The organism is Rhodococcus sp. ACS1, assembly GCF_002300155.1.
Lineage (GTDB): Bacteria > Actinomycetota > Actinomycetes > Mycobacteriales > Mycobacteriaceae > Rhodococcus_F > Rhodococcus_F koreensis.
Genome location: NZ_NSDZ01000004.1, coordinates 1,643,658 through 1,662,483 on the forward strand (window position 1 = coordinate 1,643,658; position 18,826 = coordinate 1,662,483).

Annotated in this window: 20 protein-coding genes and 3 tRNA genes; 22 read left to right on the top strand and 1 reads right to left on the bottom strand. The window is 64.5% G+C overall.

The window, feature by feature from the left end; translation table 11 throughout:
• The first annotated feature begins 63 nt into the window (after positions 1–63).
• From CJ179_RS19890 to rplA, 10 genes are all read left to right on the top strand, one after another.
• Positions 64–136 (top strand) — tRNA-Thr (locus CJ179_RS19890).
• A 45-nt stretch (positions 137–181) separates the two neighbouring features.
• Positions 182–254: transfer RNA gene (locus CJ179_RS19895), tRNA-Met, on the top strand.
• 61 nt (positions 255–315) lie between these two features.
• On the top strand, positions 316–483 hold the full coding sequence (gene rpmG / locus CJ179_RS19900) for a 50S ribosomal protein L33 (RefSeq protein ID WP_005252089.1): 168 nt from the start codon (positions 316–318) through the stop codon (positions 481–483).
• A gap of 88 nt (positions 484–571) precedes the next feature.
• Positions 572–1,135 (top strand): (3R)-hydroxyacyl-ACP dehydratase subunit HadA, encoded by a 564-nt coding sequence (gene hadA / locus CJ179_RS19905; protein WP_072940017.1) that lies wholly within the window; start codon positions 572–574, stop codon positions 1,133–1,135.
• Positions 1,122–1,547: a (3R)-hydroxyacyl-ACP dehydratase subunit HadB gene (gene hadB, locus CJ179_RS19910; RefSeq protein ID WP_005252091.1), complete on the top strand. Its 426-nt coding sequence runs from the start codon at positions 1,122–1,124 to the stop codon at positions 1,545–1,547. Before hadA ends, hadB begins: the two co-directional genes overlap by 14 nt.
• A gap of 184 nt (positions 1,548–1,731) precedes the next feature.
• Positions 1,732–1,804: transfer RNA gene (locus CJ179_RS19915), tRNA-Trp, on the top strand.
• Between the two features lie 31 nt (positions 1,805–1,835).
• Positions 1,836–2,288: a preprotein translocase subunit SecE gene (secE, locus tag CJ179_RS19920; RefSeq protein WP_072940020.1), complete on the top strand. Its 453-nt coding sequence runs from the start codon at positions 1,836–1,838 to the stop codon at positions 2,286–2,288.
• A gap of 58 nt (positions 2,289–2,346) precedes the next feature.
• Positions 2,347–3,234 (top strand): transcription termination/antitermination protein NusG, encoded by an 888-nt coding sequence (gene nusG / locus CJ179_RS19925; protein ID WP_095862574.1) that lies wholly within the window; start codon positions 2,347–2,349, stop codon positions 3,232–3,234.
• A 59-nt stretch (positions 3,235–3,293) separates the two neighbouring features.
• Entirely contained in the window at positions 3,294–3,728 is a 435-nt protein-coding gene (gene rplK / locus CJ179_RS19930; protein WP_005252095.1) for a 50S ribosomal protein L11, read from the top strand.
• Between the two features lie 157 nt (positions 3,729–3,885).
• Positions 3,886–4,602 carry a 50S ribosomal protein L1 gene (gene rplA / locus CJ179_RS19935; protein ID WP_005252097.1) on the top strand — a complete coding sequence of 239 codons (717 nt, stop codon included), beginning with the start codon at positions 3,886–3,888 and terminating at the stop codon, positions 4,600–4,602.
• A gap of 66 nt (positions 4,603–4,668) precedes the next feature.
• On the opposite strand, the gene CJ179_RS19940 is transcribed toward rplA, so the two are convergent.
• Positions 4,669–6,288: an MFS transporter gene (locus CJ179_RS19940; protein ID WP_095862575.1), complete on the bottom strand. Its 1,620-nt coding sequence runs from the start codon at positions 6,286–6,288 to the stop codon at positions 4,669–4,671.
• 463 nt (positions 6,289–6,751) lie between these two features.
• Between CJ179_RS19940 and rplJ the strand changes: the two genes are divergently transcribed.
• The 12 genes from rplJ (at position 6,752) to CJ179_RS20000 (ending at position 18,784) form a co-directional block, all read left to right on the top strand.
• The gene (gene rplJ, locus CJ179_RS19945; RefSeq protein WP_005252102.1) at positions 6,752–7,312 is read left to right on the top strand and encodes a 50S ribosomal protein L10; all 561 of its coding nucleotides are present in this window, start codon (positions 6,752–6,754) and stop codon (positions 7,310–7,312) included.
• A 78-nt stretch (positions 7,313–7,390) separates the two neighbouring features.
• Positions 7,391–7,777: a 50S ribosomal protein L7/L12 gene (rplL, locus tag CJ179_RS19950; RefSeq protein WP_005252104.1), complete on the top strand. Its 387-nt coding sequence runs from the start codon at positions 7,391–7,393 to the stop codon at positions 7,775–7,777.
• A gap of 306 nt (positions 7,778–8,083) precedes the next feature.
• Complete coding sequence (locus CJ179_RS19955; RefSeq protein WP_072940034.1) at positions 8,084–9,178, top strand: ABC transporter ATP-binding protein; 1,095 nt, start codon at positions 8,084–8,086, stop codon at positions 9,176–9,178.
• A 9-nt stretch (positions 9,179–9,187) separates the two neighbouring features.
• Complete coding sequence (locus tag CJ179_RS19960) at positions 9,188–9,982, top strand: ABC transporter permease (RefSeq protein ID WP_005252107.1); 795 nt, start codon at positions 9,188–9,190, stop codon at positions 9,980–9,982.
• A 4-nt stretch (positions 9,983–9,986) separates the two neighbouring features.
• A complete protein-coding gene (locus CJ179_RS19965; protein ID WP_005258256.1) occupies positions 9,987–10,847 on the top strand; it encodes an ABC transporter permease in 861 nt (286 codons plus the stop codon).
• Entirely contained in the window at positions 10,844–12,202 is a 1,359-nt protein-coding gene (locus tag CJ179_RS19970) for an MCE family protein (RefSeq protein WP_072940037.1), read from the top strand. Before CJ179_RS19965 ends, CJ179_RS19970 begins: the two co-directional genes overlap by 4 nt.
• Entirely contained in the window at positions 12,199–13,278 is a 1,080-nt protein-coding gene (locus CJ179_RS19975) for an MCE family protein (RefSeq protein WP_095862576.1), read from the top strand. The genes CJ179_RS19970 and CJ179_RS19975 overlap by 4 nt, the downstream gene beginning before the upstream one ends.
• Complete coding sequence (locus tag CJ179_RS19980) at positions 13,275–14,270, top strand: MCE family protein (RefSeq protein WP_072940042.1); 996 nt, start codon at positions 13,275–13,277, stop codon at positions 14,268–14,270. The genes CJ179_RS19975 and CJ179_RS19980 overlap by 4 nt, the downstream gene beginning before the upstream one ends.
• A complete protein-coding gene (locus CJ179_RS19985) occupies positions 14,270–15,526 on the top strand; it encodes an MCE family protein (protein WP_072940045.1) in 1,257 nt (418 codons plus the stop codon). Before CJ179_RS19980 ends, CJ179_RS19985 begins: the two co-directional genes overlap by 1 nt.
• On the top strand, positions 15,523–16,809 hold the full coding sequence (locus CJ179_RS19990) for an MCE family protein (RefSeq protein WP_072940048.1): 1,287 nt from the start codon (positions 15,523–15,525) through the stop codon (positions 16,807–16,809). Before CJ179_RS19985 ends, CJ179_RS19990 begins: the two co-directional genes overlap by 4 nt.
• Positions 16,806–18,053 carry an MCE family protein gene (locus tag CJ179_RS19995; protein ID WP_095862577.1) on the top strand — a complete coding sequence of 416 codons (1,248 nt, stop codon included), beginning with the start codon at positions 16,806–16,808 and terminating at the stop codon, positions 18,051–18,053. Before CJ179_RS19990 ends, CJ179_RS19995 begins: the two co-directional genes overlap by 4 nt.
• Positions 18,054–18,187: 134 nt before the next feature.
• Positions 18,188–18,784, top strand: coding sequence for a hypothetical protein (locus CJ179_RS20000; protein WP_072940052.1), 597 nt, complete (start codon positions 18,188–18,190; stop codon positions 18,782–18,784).
• Positions 18,785–18,826 lie beyond the last annotated feature (42 nt).

An 18,826-nucleotide genomic window follows, 5' to 3' on the forward strand; every position in this document is an offset into this window, starting at 1 on the left:
TGGTCGGAACTTCTGTGTAATCTCGTCAAGGCTTCAGCGCGCAGCGATGTGCGAGCGAAGCACGCCCCCTTAGCTCAGTCGGCAGAGCGTTTCCATGGTAAGGAAAAGGTCAACGGTTCGATTCCGTTAGGGGGCTCGCTGGATTGAAGTGGAGCGCCTGGTGCGCGACACTCGACACCGAGGCGGTGTAGCTCAGTTGGTAGAGCAAACGACTCATAATCGTTGCGTCGCCGGTTCAAGTCCGGTCACCGCTACACAATATGCATGATCCACCCTGATTGTTCGTAATCAGATTCACCCGAAAGAAGGCATCCCGTGGCCTCCTCGACTGACGTTCGGCCCAAGATCACTTTGGCCTGCGAGGTATGCAAGCACCGCAACTACATCACCAAGAAGAATCGGCGTAACGACCCCGATCGCCTGGAGATCAAGAAGTTCTGCCCGAACTGCGGAACTCACCAGTCACATCGCGAGTCCAAGTAACACGGTCCGGACAAGGGCTGCGTTCGCGAAGGGAGTCCTCTAGGCTGCCCTCACGCGCTGACGTCAAGGGTAGAAGAGGTTCTTTCGCGTGACTGACACTGTGACAGAGACAGAGGCCTACGCGCCCGCGGCTGTTCCTGCTGATCCTGCCGCGCACGCACTGGCGATGGTCGGGCACCACTACCGCGTCGACGACTTCTACGAGGTCGGACGCGAGAAGGTGCGCGAGTACGCGCGTGCCGTGCAGGACTGGCACCCCGCTCACCACGACGAGGAAGCCGCCAAGGGCCTCGGCTACGACGGTCTCCTCGCTCCTCTGACGTTCATCTCGCTCGTCGGCATCATCGCTCAGGGACGCCTCTTCAAGGAGATCGTCACCGGCTACGACCCGAGTCAGATCCTCCAGACCGACCAGCGGCTCGAATTCCACAAGCCGATCAAGGTCGGCGACCGACTGGTCTGTGACGTCTACCTGGAGTCGTTCCGTCAGATGGGTGGCAGCGACATCATCGTCACCAAGAACATCGTCACCGATCAGTACGACGAACTCGTCCAGACCACGTGGACGACGCTGGTCGCGCGTACCGGTGGCGAGGTCGACGAGAACATCGCTCACGCAGTCAAGGACGTGATCATGCATGGCGCTTCGTAAGTTCGAGGACGTCTCGGTGGGTGAGGAACTCCCCGAGCGCATCGTGAAGCTCACGCGTGGCGACCTCGTCAACTACGCGGGCGTGTCCGGCGATCCGAACCCGATCCACTGGAGCGACGAGGTCGTCAAGCTCGCCGGTCTGGACAACGTGATCGCGCACGGAATGCTCACCATGGGTCTCGGCGGCGGTTTCGTCACGTCCTGGCTCGGCGATCCGGGTGCGGTCAAGGAATACAACGTTCGTTTCACGAGCTCGGTCTACGTCCGTGAGGACGAGGCCGCGCAGGTCGAGTACACCGGTAAGGTGAAGTCGCTCGACGAAGAAAGCAAGACAGCAGTAGTCGCGATCGTGGCGCGTTCCGAGGGGAAGAAGATCTTCGGTCGCGCCACCGCAACGGTCCGTCTGGCCTGACGGCCGGGTGGATTGGGTTTGTTCCGGGGCTTTGAAGTACACTGAGATTTCTGGGATTACTCAGCGCTGCGCGCTGCCCTACGGTGCTGTACGGCCGGCAAGGGTGGCGCGCGTGTCATGTAATCACAGAGAGGTCGGTCAAGAATTGGTCCGAGGCTAGATTCGGACCAGCTCTCCCGACCAAAGGGGCGTAGCTCAACTGGCAGAGCAGCGGTCTCCAAAACCGCAGGTTGCAGGTTCAAGTCCTGTCGCCCCTGCCCCCGGATGCCAGCGACTGAGAGGAACGACGTGAGCGAGGAGCGCGCCAAGCGCGACGGCGACACTTCAGGGTCCACGCGCCCGGACGGTGCCGACGACACCGCGGCCGACGCCACCACCACGCGTTCCGCCACTCCCTCGGGAAAGCCCAGCGGTAAGCGCCAGGGCCGTCGTTCTCCGGCAGGCACCGAGGTCGCCGCGAGTTCCGTGAAGGCACCGGAACAGTCGAAGTCGGACACGACCACCAAGGTCAAGCCGGCGAAGAAGGATCGCGCCGACAAGCCGCGCAAGGAAAACATCTTCAAGCGCCTGCGCCGGTTCTTCCGCGAGGTCATCGCCGAGCTGCGCAAGGTCATCTGGCCCAATCGCAAGCAGATGATCACCTACACCAGCGTCGTCCTGGCATTCGTGGTGTTCATGGTGACGTTCATCGGCGTGTTGGATCTGGCGGTCATCAAGGGCGTCACCTGGTTGTTCGGTTGACGGAATCCGCCCCGGTGGATCCGAAGTATGTGAGTGACGAGAGGAAGCGAGTGCCCCAGTGAGCACCCCCGAGAACGACACGAATGAGGCCTTGGCCGAAGAGCGTGTTTCTGCCGAGGCGGCAGCCGAAGTGGATGTCGAGGCTGCCGACGAGGGCACCGAAGCCGCGGAATTCTTCGGTGACGACGTCGCCGACGACGCCCCGGCCGACGAGATCATCGAGGACGAGGCTGAAGCCGAGGACGAGGCAGAAGCCGACGAGGAAGCTGTCGCCGACGAGGAGGCCGTGACCGCCGAAGAGGCTGTGACCGCCGAAGAGCCCGAGGATCCCGTTGCGGAACTCAAGGCCGCGCTGCGTCGCGCACCCGGTGACTGGTACGTCATTCACTCCTACGCGGGCTACGAGAACAAGGTCAAGGCCAACCTCGAGACCCGTGTCCAGAACCTCGACGTCGGCGACTACATCTTCCAGGTGGAAGTTCCCACCGAAGAGGTCACCGAGATCAAGAACGGACAGCGCAAGCAGGTCAACCGCAAGGTTCTGCCCGGCTACATCCTGGTCCGCATGGATCTCAACGACGAGTCCTGGGGAGCTGTGCGCAACACGCCCGGCGTCACCGGATTCGTCGGTGCGACGTCGCGTCCGTCCCCGCTGACCCTCAACGAGGTGACCAAGTTCCTGCTCCCGCAGCAGGAGCAGAAGAAGCAGGCTGCCGCGGCAACCGTGTCGGCCGGCGAGACCGGCGGAGAGAGCTTCGCGAAACCGCTCATCGAGGTCGACTTCGAGGTCGGCGAGTCGGTCACCGTCATGGACGGCCCGTTCGCCACGCTGCCCGCCAGCATCAGCGAGGTCAACGCCGAGCAGCAGAAGCTCAAGGTCCTCGTCTCGATCTTCGGTCGCGAGACTCCGGTCGAGTTGTCCTTCACGCAGGTCGCGAAGATCTAGCGGCACATACTTGCACTGCAGTAGCAAGAAACACACCCAGCAAGAATTAGGAAAACGAGATGCCCCCCAAGAAGAAGAAGCTCGCAGGGCTCATCAAGCTTCAGATCCAGGCCGGTCAGGCTAACCCTGCACCGCCCGTGGGTCCCGCGCTTGGTCAGCACGGCGTGAACATCATGGAGTTCTGCAAGGCCTACAACGCGGCGACTGAGTCCCAGCGCGGCAACGTGGTGCCGGTCGAGATCTCGGTCTACGAAGACCGGACCTTCGATTTCAAGCTGAAGACCCCTCCGGCTGCCAAGCTGCTGCTCAAGGCTGCTGGCGTGCAGAAGGGCTCCGGCGAGCCGCACAAGACCAAGGTCGCTTCCGTGACCATGGATCAGGTGCGCGAAATCGCGAAGACCAAGCAGGAAGACCTCAACGCGAACGACATCGAGCAGGCCGCGAAGATCATCGCCGGCACCGCACGCTCGATGGGTATCACGGTCGACGGTTGAGTCAGCCCTGATCGATCGACGGTACCGCCGTCGAAGATCGATTGACGGCACCGCCGTCGAAGAAAGCGTGGGAGGGCCGGCCAGGCCCAGACCACTACTGAACCATTCACCACCGCAGACAAGACACACACTGCGGTGAGAAGTTAGGACAGAAGAAATGGCAAAGCGCAGCAAGGCGTATCTCGCCGCCGCTGAGAAGATCGACTTCGACAAGCTGTACAGCCCGCTGCAGGCTGCGAAGCTGGCGAAGGAGACGTCGTCGAGCAAGATGGACGCGACCGTCGAGGTTGCAGTTCGTCTGGGCGTCGACCCCCGCAAGGCGGACCAGATGGTTCGCGGCACGGTCAACCTGCCGCACGGCACCGGTAAGACCGCCCGCGTCATCGTGTTCGCAGTCGGAGAGAAGGCTGCCGAGGCCGAGGCAGCTGGAGCCGACGCCGTCGGCGCCGAGGACCTCATCGAGCGGATCCAGGGTGGATGGCTCGATTTCGACGCCGCCATCGCGACTCCCGATCAGATGGCCAAGGTCGGCCGCATCGCCCGCGTCCTCGGACCGCGTGGCCTGATGCCGAACCCGAAGACCGGCACCGTGACGGCTGACGTCACGAAGGCCGTCGCGGACATCAAGGGCGGAAAGATCAACTTCCGCGTCGACAAGCAGGCCAACCTGCACTTCGTGATCGGCAAGGCATCGTTCGACGACGCCAAGCTGGTGGAGAACTACGGCGCCGCGCTGGACGAGATCCTGCGTGCGAAGCCGTCCTCCGCGAAGGGCCGCTACGTCAAGAAGGTCACCGTTTCGACCACCACCGGCCCGGGCATCCCGGTGGACCCGAACCGCACCCGCAACCTTCTCGAGGATGCCGACGCGTAAGTCTCGCTACACACAGTTCGGCCGGTACGGAAATCTTCCGTACCGGCCGAACTGCTTTTTCCGGGTTCAGTTCTCGTCGGCGGTCTCCGGTTCGGTCTTCTTCCGCCACGCCAGCATCACGGAGTCCGTGCGGGCCGGCACCCAGGGCATGAAGATCGCGACGACGACCGCGCAGACCACGACGGCGCCCGCCGCGACGAGCGATGCGGTGTGCGAACCCTGCAGGACCGTTGTCTTCATGGTGAGGATGAGATTCTCACGCTGCTGCTCGAGGAACGGCGGGATCTCGCGCTTGCGGATCTCGAGCACACTCAGGACCGTGGCGCCGGCGAAACCTTTCTCGTCGTCGTTCATCAATGCGGCCGGAATGCGGTCGAGCAGTGGACTCATCGTCGTCGCGTAGTACGACGCGACGATCGATCCGAGCACGGCGACCCCGAGCGTTCCTCCGATTTCCCTGGTCGTGTCGTTCACGGCCGACCCCGCTCCGGCCTCGTCGAGTGGCAGCGACGCCATGATCGACTCGGTTGCCGGTCCCTGCACGATGGCCAGGCCCAGCGCCATCGACACCATCGACGGGAGCACGTCCGTCAGGTAACTGCTGTCGACGGCAACCTGGCCCCCGAGGTACAGGCCGACCCCGGTCAGGAGGAGACCGAACACGATCACCGGGGTGGTCCCGACCCGCTGCGCCAGCAGTGTGGCGATCGGGGCGCCGACCGCCACCGACACCGCGAACGGCAGCGAGGCGACACCGAACTCGAACGGCGTGTACTCGCGGACACCCTGGAAGTACTGCGTGATGAGGAACAGGAAACCGAACATCGAGAAGTACCCGATGGCGATCGCGAGGGCGGGCAGGGAGAACCGTCGGTTGCGGAACAGTCGCAGGTCGAGGACGGGGTGGTCGGTGCGCAACTCCCAGAAGACGAATCCGGTCAGTACCGCGATCGAGAGCGCGACGGCGCCGACGGTGACGGCCGACGTCCACCCGTGGTGAGGGGCTTCGATGATCGCCCACACGAGGACGGTGATGCCGGTGATCGAGGCTGCGATGCCGAGGAGGTCCATGCGCCCGATGACGGAGGCACGCGATTCCGGCACCAACATGAGCGTCGCAATCGCCGCGACTACGGCGATCGGCACATTGATCCAGAAGACGGAGTGCCAGCTGAAGTGCTCGAGCAGCCACCCACCGGCCATCGGGCCGATGGCGATCGCGAATCCGGCCATCGCGGTCCAGGCGGCGATGGCCAGCGCTCGTTCCCGCACGTCGGTGAAGATGTTGATGACGAGGGCGAGGGTCGCGGGGAAGACGGCGGCGGCGAAGACACCCATCGCGGCGCGGGCCGCGATGACCTGGCCCAGACTCTCGGCGTTGGCGCCCGCGATCGACATGACGGCGACGCCGATCAGGCCGATGACCATGACGCGTCGACGCCCATAGCGGTCGCCGAGGTTGCCGAACGCCAGGAGCAGCCCGGCGAACGTCAGTGTGTAGGCGTCGACGACCCATTGCAGGCCGCTGACGCTGGTACGGAGTTCGACGCCGATCGAGGGGAGAGCGACGTTGACGATGGTGTTGTCGAGCACGACCAGCAGTTCGGCCAGGCAGATCACGGCGAGCGCGAGGAAGCGGCGCGTCCGGGACCCGGCCACGACGGCTCGGGCTTCGAGGATTGTCATGAGAAAAAGCTAGCTCATACATGTTACGTGACGTAACAGGTAATTGATCCCAACTTCGGTCTGATGGGTCACAGTCCCGTCCGAAAGGTGACGCCGGTCACGTCTCTACGTCAGGGTCCGGCCGCGATTTGGCGGTTGAGCAGGACATGCCGTAATCTGACCTGCGGAGTTCGATGCACTATTCGAGCTTCACCCCAAATCATGTTCTACCCAAGACCGTTGGTGATCGCTCCCGCAAGGGTGTGATTGAAAGTCCGGGAATGTCCGGCGGCCCACGCAGGAGGACGAGGTAGGGGGATGCGTTTCGGTTGTGGGTTCGCGCCCTGGCCGAATGGCTTCCTTTCACGCCCCGTGTGCCCTGCACCGGGGCGTTTTGCATGTCGTGGATTGTGTGCTCCGGGATACCCGGCGGTGCGCAGCGGTTCCGAAGTGGGATAACGACTGTCATGAGAGGAGGCGAAGTATGGCAAAGCCTGAGAAGGTTTCCGCAGTTGCGGAGATCACCGAGCAGTTCAAGGGTTCGACCGCTGCTGTGATCACGGAATACCGTGGTCTGACGGTGGGCAACATCACGACACTGCGACGCGCTCTCGGAGAAGGTGCCACCTACTCCGTCGCCAAGAACACCCTGGTCAAGCGTGCCGCTGCTGAGGCGGGCGTCGAGGGCCTTGATGACCTTTTCGTCGGTCCGACCGCCATTGCATTCATCAAGGGCGAGCCCGTCGATGCTGCGAAGGCTCTGAAGAACTTCGCTAAGGACAACAAGGCGCTCATCATCAAGGGCGGCTACATGGACGGCGCTGCGCTGTCCGTGGACGAGGTCAACAAGATCGCGGACCTCGAGTCCCGCGAGATCCTGTTGGCCAAGCTTGCCGGCGCGATGAAGGGCAACTTGGCAAAGGCCGCAGGCCTGTTCAACGCTCCTGCTTCGCAGGTGGCCCGTCTGGCCGCTGCTCTGCAGGAAAAGAAGGCCGCAGAAGGCGGAGCTGCCGAAGCTCCCGCCGAGGCTGCAGCCGAAAGCTGATCCGCACCCGCGCATCACTGCTATAACCCCGCCCGGTCGCGGATCAGCGACATGGGACTTACAGGAAGGACCGCCACAATGGCGAAGCTCAGCACCGAAGAGTTGTTGGACCAGTTCAAGGAGCTCACCCTCCTCGAGCTCTCGGAGTTCGTGAAGGCATTCGAGGAGACCTTCGAGGTCACCGCCGCTGCCCCGGTCGCCGTTGCCGCTGCAGGCGGAGCACCGGCTGCCGCCGAGGCTGCTGAGGAGCAGGACGAGTTCGACGTCGTCCTCGAGTCGGCCGGCGACAAGAAGATCCAGGTCATCAAGGTCGTCCGCGAGGTCGTTTCCGGCCTCGGCCTGAAGGAAGCCAAGGACCTCGTCGAGGGTGCTCCGAAGGCCATCCTGGAGAAGGTTGCCAAGGACGCGGCCGACGCCGCCAAGGAGAAGCTCGAGGCTGCCGGCGCGAAGATCACCGTCAAGTAAGACGGTCTCTCACCCGCGCTGCTCACCGAGCAGACGAAGAGGGCCACTCCCCATCCGTGGGGAGTGGCCCTCTTTTTTGCGTCCTCGGGGGGCTTCGGAGTGTCGAGATTCCTGACCGAAAGCGGGACGCGCGATCAAAAATTTCGCTACCGTTATCCCAGTTCAGACGCGTTGTTTTGCATAGTGAGACCCGCAGTTGGCATGCTTCCTTACTCATGAGTAGCATCCCTTGTCACAGGTAACACGTCGATGCGATAGAGTGACCCAACCCACACGGGGTGAGTGCATCGAACGGTCGCGGAGGTAATGGTGGGAGTCGAGGTATCCGTCGAGGGACTGACCAAGTCCTTCGGCTCGCAGAGGATCTGGCAGGACGTCACGTTGACCCTTCCGGCCGGTGAGGTCAGTGCGTTGCTCGGGCCGTCGGGCACGGGTAAATCGGTGTTCCTGAAGTCGCTGATCGGTCTGCTCCGTCCGGAGCAGGGGTCGATCGTCATCGACGGCACCAACATTCTCGAGTGCTCCTCGAAGGAGCTGTACGAGATCCGGAAGTTGTTCGGGGTGCTGTTCCAGGACGGTGCGCTGTTCGGGTCGATGAACCTGTTCGACAACGTGGCGTTCCCGTTGCGCGAGCACACGAAGAAGTCCGAGTCCGAGATCCGCAAGATCGTGATGGAGAAGATGGAACTCGTCGGCCTGCTCGGGGCCGAGGACAAGCTGCCCGGCGAGATCTCCGGTGGTATGCGCAAGCGTGCCGGGCTGGCGCGGGCGCTGGTGCTGGATCCGCAGATCATTCTCGTCGACGAGCCGGACTCGGGTCTGGATCCGGTGCGCACCACCTACATTTCGCAGACGTTGATCGACATCAACGCGGAGATCGATGCGACGATTCTGATCGTGTCGCACAACATCAATCTGGCTCGGACGGTGCCGGACAACATCGGGATGTTGTTCCGCCGGCATCTGGTGATGTTCGGTCCGCGGGAGGTGCTGCTCACCAGCGAGGAGCCGGTGGTCAAGCAGTTCCTGAACGGCACGATGATCGGTCCGATCGGGATGTCGGAGGAGAAGGACGAGGCGCAGATGGCGCAGGAGCAGGCGATGGTCGATGCCGGTCACCATGCCGGTGGTGTCGACGACGTCGAGGGGATCGTACCGCAGATGAAGGCGACGCCGGGGATGCCGTTCCGGCAGGCCGTGGCCCGTCGTCAGGAACGGGTCCGGCACATCATGCACACCCTGCCCGAGAACGCGCAGATCGCGATCCAGGAAAGCCTCGACGAGACCTCCGGCGGAAACGGCGGCGGCGGTTACGACTACGCATACAGCCAGGAAGACACACAGGTCATCCCCGCATACCGGGGCGAAGGATACGAAAACACCACTCACGGGCAAGGGTAGGCATATCGGATGGGGGTTACCCGCAGCTCGGTCTTGCGGCCGGTCAACGGTGCGCTGACGCAGGCCGGAAACATCGTCGAGCTCTTCGTCGACGTCGCACGAAACACGTTCAAACGGCCATTCCAGTTCCGCGAGTTCATCGAACAGGCCTGGTTCATCGCCAGCGTGACGATCCTGCCCACGGCCATGGTCGCGATTCCGTTCGGCGCAGTGGTGTCACTGCAGACCGGATCGCTCATCAAACAGCTCGGTGCAGAGTCGTTCACGGGAGCGGCCAGCGTGCTCGCCGTCATCCAGCAGGGGTCCCCGCTGGTGACGGCACTACTGGTGGCCGGAGCTGCGGGCTCGGCTGTAACGGCGGATCTCGGCGCGCGGACGATCCGCGAAGAGATCGACGCCATGGAAGTGCTCGGCATCAACCCGATTCAGCGACTCGTCGTGCCCCGGGTGCTCGCCATGGTGCTCGTCGCGATCCTGCTCAACGGCCTGGTGTCGGTCGTCGGCATCGCGGGTGGCTACTTCTTCAACGTCATTCTCCAAGGGGGTAATCCCGGTGCGTACCTGGCATCGTTCTCGGCCTTCGCGCAGCTTCCCGACATCTGGGTCGGCGAGCTCAAGGCGGCCGTCTTCGGTGTCATCGCCGGTGTCATCGCCGCGTACAAGGGGCTCCATCCGAAGGGTGGACCCAAGGGCGTCGGTGACGCGGTGAACCAGTCGGTGGTGATCACGTTCCTGCTGTTGTTCTTCGCGAACCTGATCCTGACCATGGTGTACCTGCAGATCGTTCCGGCGAAGGGATCGTGACCCTATGACAATCGCCAAGGGACGCGGTGACCGGACCCTGATGGCGGCGCGCCGAGTCGGTCGTGCGCCGCTCAACGTGCTCGACCGGGCCGGCGAGCAGATGTCGTTCTACGCCAGGGCCATCGCCTGGTCACCCCACACTCTCGTGCACTACCGCAAGGAGGTGCTGCGGCTGCTCGCCGAGGTCACCTTCGGCAGTGGCGCGCTCGCCGTCATCGGCGGCACCATCGGCGTCATCGCGATGATGTCCGGCTTCACCGGCGTCGTGGTCGGACTGCAGGGTTTCGCCGCGCTCGAACAGCTGGGCAGCTCGGTCCTCACCGGCTTCCTGTCCGCCTACGTCAACACGCGTGAGATCGCGCCGATCGTTGCGGCACTCGCGCTCTCGGCCACCGTCGGCTGTGGTTTCACCGCGCAGCTCGGCGCCATGCGGATCTCGGAGGAGATCGACGCGCTCGAGGTCATGGCGGTGCCGAGTGTGCCGTTCCTCGTCACCACCCGCATGATCGCGGGATTCGTCGCCGTCATCCCGCTGTACATCGTCGGTCTGCTCGCGGCCTATCTCGCCTCCCGCGTCATCAGTACCGTGTTCAACGGACAGTCGACCGGCTCGTACGACCACTACTTCAACTTGTTCCTGCCACCGCAGGACGTCCTGTACTCGTTCGCGAAAGTGCTGATCTTCGCGTTCGTGCTGATCCTGATCCATTGCTACTACGGCTATCACGCGTCGGGTGGTCCCGCCGGTGTGGGTGTGGCCGTGGGCCGGGCGGTCCGCACCGCGATCGTCACCATCGCCGTGCTCGACTTCTTCCTGAGCCTCGCCATCTGGGGCACGACGACCACAGTGAGGGTGGCCGGATGACCAACACGACATCTGTTGTGGGACGACGGGTGCTGGGGCTGGTGTTCTTCCTCGTCCTCGCGTTGTTCCTGGCCTTCACCATCGGCATGTTCAACAAGAGCTTCACCAAGGTCGTCAAGATCGACCTCCTCACCGACAGCGCCGGAAATGCCCTGCCGCCCAATGCGGACGTGAAGGTCCGCGGCCTCATCGTCGGCGAGGTGCGCTCGGCGACCCCCCAGGAGGGCGAGGTCACTCTCGCTCTCGCGATCCAGCCGGACAAGGCACCGCTGATCCCGTCCAACGCGACGGCGCGGCTGCTGCCCAAGACACTGTTCGGTGAACGTTATGTGTCGCTGATCGTTCCGGAGGGCGACACGGCTCCGCCGATCCAGGCCGGTGACACGCTGCGTCAGGACAAGAGCGGCAACGCCGTCGAGGTCGGCGAAGTTCTGGACGGCCTGCTGCCGCTCCTACAGGCCATTCCGCCGCAGGACCTGGCGAACACGCTCGGCGCGCTGTCCCAGGGACTCAGCGGCCGCGGCGCCGAACTCGGCCTGACGCTCGACCGGCTCGAGGAGATCTTCGGTGGGCTGAACACCGAACTTCCCGCCATCCAGGAGGATCTGCGAGGTTTGGCGGACTTCTCGCAGACGTATTCCGAGGCGGCGCCCGATCTGGTCAACGCCCTCGACAGCCTGCGGACCACCGGAAATACCGTGGTGGAGAAGCAGAATGAGATCTCCACGCTGCTCGTGTCGCTGACCGCAACCGCGTCGAGCACCGCGGATCTGCTACAGACCAACGCCGAGTCGATCGTCAGCATCGCCGCCGATTCGCGTGAGGCGCTGCAGATTCTCGGCCGCTACTCGCCGAGCTTCGAGTGCACGTTCGCGGGCTTCGCGAAGTCTGCTCCCGTTGCCCGTGAACTACTGGCACCGGACGATCCGTACCCCGGTGTGCGTGCCAGCGTGCAGTTCGTCAACCCGAAGGGCCGCTACGTGCCCAACCAGGACGAGCCGCGCCTGCTCGACAACCGCGGACCGGCTTGCTACGACAACGTCACCGCACCGGGTGGGAAGTTCCCGCAGTACCCGGGCGGGTCGTCCTACAACGACGGCGCCTACCAGGTCCCGTCGCGGAACCCCGGACCGTCGACCATCGACTTCTTCCCGGCGCCCGCCGGCGTCCCCGATCAGGTCCCCGGGTACGGAGCTCAGGTCACGCCCGCGAGCTACGCGGGTTCGAAGATGGAGCAGGACACGTTGGACGTCGTCTACGGCGAGGCCGGGGGAATGGCACCGGAGGACGTGCCGAGTTGGACGACACTCGTCGGCGCGCCGACCATGAGGGGGACTGAGGTGAGCTTCAAGTGAGGGGTCTGACCGCACCATTGGTCAAGCTGATCGTGTTCGCCGTGGTCACTATCCTGGCGACCGGTCTGCTGGCGGCCACCATCGCCAACCTCGGCGGGGGCGGTGGCACCAAGTTCAACGCGATCTTCTCGGACGTCACCTCGCTCAACGAGGGTGACGAGGTCCGCATCGCCGGTGTGCGCGTGGGTCAGGTCGAGAAGATCGCGATCCACGACGACCGCGAGGCGGAAGTCCAGTTCACGGTGTCGGAACGGGACTGGCTGCCGGCCAGCACCACCGCGACCATCCGCTTCCGGAACCTCGTGGGGCAGCGCTACATCGCGCTCGAACAGGGGGAGGGCCAGCAGGGCATGAAGATGAGCGGCGGCGACACGATCCCGATCGAGCGGACCAAGCCTGCCGTCAACCTCACCACGCTGTTCGACGGCTTCCGCCCGCTGTTCCAGACCCTCAGCGCCGAAGACGTCAACAAGTTGTCGTACCAGATCATCCAGGTGTTCCAGGGTGAGTCGGGAACCATCACGGAACTCGTCAAGAACACGGCAAGCCTCACCAACACCGTCGCCGACAAGGATCGGGTGATCGGTGCGGTGATCAACAACCTCAACGACGTGCTCGCCACGGTGAATCAGCGTGACGATCAACTCGATTCGCTGATCGTCAACACCCAGCAGCTCGTCACGGGCCTGGCGAACGAGCGGGGAACCGTCGGATCGGCGGTGACGTCCCTCGCGGGACTCACCGACGCGACGGCAGATCTGCTCGAACCCACCCGACCGTCCATCCAGGAATCCATCACGTCGCTGAACACGCTGGCGACGACGTTGAACCGTAACTCCGACACGGTCAACAGCGTTCTCCAGACGCTTCCGGTGAAGCTCGAGAAGCTCGGCCGGGCAGCCAGTTACGGATCCTGGTTCCAGTTCTACCTCTGTGGAGTCGACATCGTCGCAGGACCAGGTACCGCGCCCCAACTGAACCTGCCCACGGGCTTGCCCACCGTCAACCAGCCGATCTATACGAACTCGGCGAAACGGTGCACGCAGGACGGCCTACAGGAGTTGCAGACACGATGAGCAGACGTCGCAGCCCGGCAGTGGCTGGTGCCCTCGGCATTCTCGTGGTGCTGCTGGCAACCCTGTCGGCTTTCTTCCTCGATTCGCTGCCGTTCATCGGCGCCGGGTCGACCTATCACGCCGAATTCACCGAGGCGGCGGGCCTCAAGCCCGACAACGAGGTCCGGATCGCGGGCGTCAAGGTCGGCAAGGTCAGTTCCGTCGAACTCGACGGCGACCATGTGGACGTCGCCTTCAAGGTGTCGGATGCGTGGGTCGGCGACGAGACGTCCGCGTCCATCCAGATCAAGACGATCCTGGGGCAGAAGTACCTGGCCCTCGACCCCCGCGGCTCGGACACACTGAACCCGAGTGACACGATCCCGTTGGACCGCACCACGTCTCCGTACGACGTGATCGAGGCGTTCTCGGCCGCCGCGCAGACGGTGGGGGACATCGACTCCGATCAGCTCGCGCAGAGCATGGTGACGCTGTCGCAGGCGTTCGAGGGGACTCCGACGGAGATCCGCGCGTCGCTGGACGGTGTCAGCAGGCTGTCGCAGACCATCGCCAGCCGCGATCAGGAACTGCAGAAGCTGTTCGCTGCGACCGGCAAGACCACCAAGGTCCTCGCCGATCGCAACGTCGAATTCAACCGGTTGATCAGCGACGCCGGGCTGCTGCTCGGTGAGCTCAACAGCCGTCAGCAGTCCATTTCCCAGCTGCTCACCGGAACTCAACGGCTGTCGCAACAGTTGACCGGACTCGTGCGCGACAACGAGGCCGCCATCGGTCCCGCGCTCGAACAACTCGACGGTGTCGTCGAGATCCTGAAGGCCAACAACGAGAACCTGGACAAGGCGATGAAACTGTACGAGCCGTTCGTCCGCCTGTACACGAACGTGGTCGGCAACGGTCGCTGGTTCGACCAGGTCGTGGTGAACCTCCTGCCGCCGGGGCTGCCCGACATTCCCGGTCCGCGCGAACCCGTCCGCACGTTGGGGGGTAACTGATGGCAGACGTCGACAACGGAGCCGACCGCGGAGGACGCGGCGGGATCGCCCTCATCGTGGGAATCGTCATCGTCGCGCTGGTGATCGCCGGCGCCCTGTGGTGGGTGTTCACCCGCGCGGGCACCACGAAGATCACCGCGTACTTCGACAAGTCGGTGGGCATCTACGAGGGCTCGGATGTGCGGGTCCTCGGTGTGAAGGTCGGATCCGTCGACGGCGTCGAGCCACAGGGCGATCAGGTGAAGGTCGACATGCGCGTCGATCGCGGCGTCGACATTCCCGCCGACGCGAAGGCCGCGCAGGTCACGCCGTCCGTGGTGTCGGACCGCTACATCCAGCTCGCGCCCGCCTACACGGGCGGCGAGAAGATGGCCAGCGGCGCGGTGATCTCGCGCGACCGCACCGCGACCCCCGTCGAGGTCGACCAGTTGTACGCGAGCATCGAGGAGCTCTCCACCGCGCTCGGCCCGGACGGGGCGAACAAGGAGGGTGCGCTGTCGCAGTTCGTCGAGACCGGCGCCGCCAACCTCGACGGCAACGGTGAAGCGCTGGGGCAGAGCATCACCCAGCTGTCCGACGCTGCCCGCACTCTCAACGACAGTCGCGGCGACCTCTTCGACACCGTGAAGAACCTCCAGGTGTTCGTGGGTGCGCTGGCGGCCAACGATCAGCAGGTCCGCGATTTCAACTCGCAGCTCTCCGACCTGTCCGGATTCCTGGCGGGGGAGCGGGAGAACCTCGGTGCCGCACTGAACCAGCTGGCGATCGCCCTGGGCGACGTGTCGAAGTTCGTGGCCGACAACCGGGAGATCCTCGCCGAGAACGTGAACGATCTGGTCCCGGTGACGCAGACCCTCGCCGACAACCGGGAGTCACTGGTCAACTCGCTGACCCTGCTGCCGCTGGCGATCAGCAACCTGGCCAACTCCTACGACGCGGAGTCCGGCACTCTGGCCTCGCGCCTGGCGTTCCCGGACCTGCAGGATCCGGCCGGCGTCGGGTGCAAGTTGATCGACCTCGGCAAGCTGGTTCCCGGCGATCCGCGTTTCGAGCAACTCGGACGTCAGATGCAGCCGCTGATCGACAACTGCGCCAACATCACGTCGCAGATCACGCAATCGGCGAAGACTCCGTCGCTCGTGCTTCCGTTCGGAATCATGAGTGCGGACAACATTCAGCGGACGGTCACGCCCGGCACGGTGCCGGGTGTCGTGTCGCCGCGATTCGAAGGCGCAACGGGAGGTGAGGGCGAATGAAGCGGTCGGTAATCCTCGGCGCCGGTGCGTGCGCCGTCGCCATCGCAGTGACGTCCTGCTCGTCGGAGGGGATCTACGGGGTTCCACTACCGGGCGGTCCCGATGTCGGCGACCACCCCATGCATCTGACGATCCAGTTCGACGACGTCCTTGACCTCGTCCCGCAGTCCGCGGTCAAGGTCGACGGTGTCCCGGTGGGCCGGGTCGAAACGATCAAAGTGGCACCGGACGGCTGGACGGCGGACGTGGAGGTCGTCCTCGACTCGTCGGTCGATCTCGCCGCCAACGCGGTCGCCGCCATCGAGCAGACGAACCTGCTCGGTGAGAAGTTCGTCCAGCTGTCCGAGCCGCCGGAGGACAAGGATCCCGCGCGCCTCGAGGACGGCGACACGATCCCCCTCGACCGCACCCGGCACGCCACCGAGATCGAGCAGGTTCTCGGCGCGCTGTCGCTGCTGCTCAACGGTGGCGGCGTCGGCCAGTTGCAGCCGATCGTGCACGAACTGACCACCGCACTCGACGGGCGCGAGGATCGGGTCCGGGGACTCCTCGAACAGACGAACACGCTCATCGACGGTCTCAACCAGCAGCGCGACGACATCACCCGCGCCCTGGACGGCCTCGACGCACTGACCACGCGCGTGAACGAACAGAACGAGAAGATCGGACTGATCCTCGACGAGTTGCCGATCGCGGCGGAAGTGCTCAACGAGCAGCGTCCACAGCTCACCCAGATGCTCACCCAACTGGACCGGCTCGGCACCGTCGGAACCGACGTGATCAACAGGTCGAAGGACAACCTGATCGCGGATCTCCTCGCACTGCGGCCGACCCTGAAGGCACTCGCCGATTCGGGCGACAACCTGCCCAATTCGCTCGCGTTCATTCCGACCGTGCCGTTCCCGGACGGCGTCGAGAAGATCGCGCTCGGCGGGTCGGTCAACCTGTTCCTCACGGTCGACCTGCAGATCGGCGATGCGCTGAGCGCACTCGGCGTCGGCCAGGGCGACCCGGTGTACGTGCCGCCGAAGTTCGGTGAGCCCAAGCCGATCGTCGACCCGTCGAACCCGTACTACAACGGCAACGGGCCGAAGCCGGGGTGGCCGACGGTGTCCCTGCTGCCGATTCCGCCGATCGTCCCCGCCCCGACGGGCCTGCGGATCCCGGGGCTCCCCGGCACCGCGCCCGCCGGCAACGGTGGCGCAGGGAACGGCGCAGCACCGCCGCCGCAGAACCCGCTCGGGGGACTGCTGGAGCAGTTCGGAATCGGGGGTGGACAGTGAGGTCACGACTGGTCAGGATCCAGCTCGTCGCATTCGCCATCGTGGCGATGCTCGGGCTGGTCTACGTCGGCGCCAAGTACGTCCGCCTCGACAATCTGCTCGGATTCGGTGAGTACGACGTGAACGCGCAGTTCAAGGACTCCGGCGGCATCTTCACCAACGCCGAGGTCACGTACCGCGGAGTTCCCGTCGGCCGCGTCGGCGACCTGTCGCTGACCGCGGACGGCATCAACGTCGAGTTGAAGATCTCCTCGGGCGGGCCCGACATCCCGGCGTCGGCCAAGGCCGTCGTCGCCAACCGGTCCGCGATCGGTGAGCAGTACGTGGACCTGCAGCCCGACACAGACCAGGGGCCGTACCTCGAACAGGGCTCGGTGATCACCGAGGCCGACACGTCGACACCCGTTCCGGTCGAGCAGGTGCTGATGGCCACCGACGGTCTGGTCCGGTCGGTTCCGGTCGACTCGCTGCGCACCGTCGTCACCCAGCTGGGGACGGCGTTCAACGGCAAGGGCGAGGATCTGCAGACGCTCGCGGATTCACTCTCCACGCTGACGAAGGACGGGCTCGACGTCCTGCCCCAGACACTGGCACTCGTCAGGGACAGTCAGACGGTGCTGGCGACGCAGTCCGATCAATCGTCCGCGATCGTGCAGTTCAGTTCGGACCTCGACGCGGTCGCCGCGCAGCTGCGGACCAGCGACCCCGATCTCCGCGCGATCATCGACAAGGGAATTCCGGCGAGCAACGAGGTCGGTCAGCTGGTCAACGAGATCGGTCCGAGCCTCACCACCGACCTGACGAATCTCGCCGCGGTCGGTGACAAGCTGGCTCCGCAGGCGATCGCGCTGCGGCCAATCCTGATGTTCCTGCCTGCCATCGCGGCGTCCGCGTCGACCGTGGCCCCCGGCGACGGCACGGTGCATCAGGGCATCGTCCTGGAAACCAACAATCCGCCGTCGTGCACACTCGGTTACGAAGGGACGCAGGAGATCCTGGCCGAGATGAAGCGGCAGGACCCGAACTTCGACGACACCCAGCAGGACTTCCCGTTCAACGTGAAGGCCAACTGCGACGCTCCCCAGGGAAGCGTGACGGGTGTGCGAAGTGCAGACCGCATCGTGTTCGCCGATCCGGACACGATCCAGCCGTGGGATTTCAAGCCGAAGGTCATGCCTGACACTCTCAACTTGAATCCCATCGCAACGCAGCTCGCGCCGCTCCTCGGGGTTACTCCCAAGTAGCATTCGGTTCCGGCCGAGGGCGAGTTGAAGAAAACAATCAGTAGGGTATTGGTGTGACGCGAATTACCACGCCCCCGGAGTCGGGACAACCGGCTCCGGGGAAGGACAGAACTCTGAAGGCCTCGTTTGCTGCGGTGACCGCACTGGTGGTGATCGCGGTTGTCGCAGCCGGATGGTTCGGCTTCGGGTGGGCGCGAGCGCTCTTCGTGGACAAGCCGATCGCCGACGCACGCGATTCCGCGTTGACGGGCGCCCAGCAGGCCGCGATCAATCTCAACTCGGTCGATTCCGCGGACCTCGACGGATCGTTCGAGAACATGAAGTCGTCGATCACGGGCGACAAGATGAACCAGGACCTCCAGGCGACCGTGGACGGGTTCACCGACCAGATGCGTCAATCGGGAGCGGCGAGCAAGGCCGAGCTGATCCAGGGCACACTCACGGAACTGAACACGGACGACGGCACCGCGAAGGCGCTGGTCGTCGTGGCCGTCACCACCACGTGGCCGGACCGCTTCGACAAGGCCAAGGTGACGATGCGGATGGACGTCCAGGACGTGGACGGGGTCTGGAAGGCTTCGTCGGTCGAACCGGTGGGCGGACGTATTCCGCTCGAGAGCGGTCCGGTGCCCGCCGCCGGCGCGGCCCCAGCCCCGGCCCCCACCGAACCGGCTCCCGCCGAGCAGGCGCCGGCCGAACAGGTGCCCGAGGGCGACAGCAGCGGCCAGTAGTCCTGATGTGCCGCGGCGGCGTGCTGCCGTGGTGTCCACGTC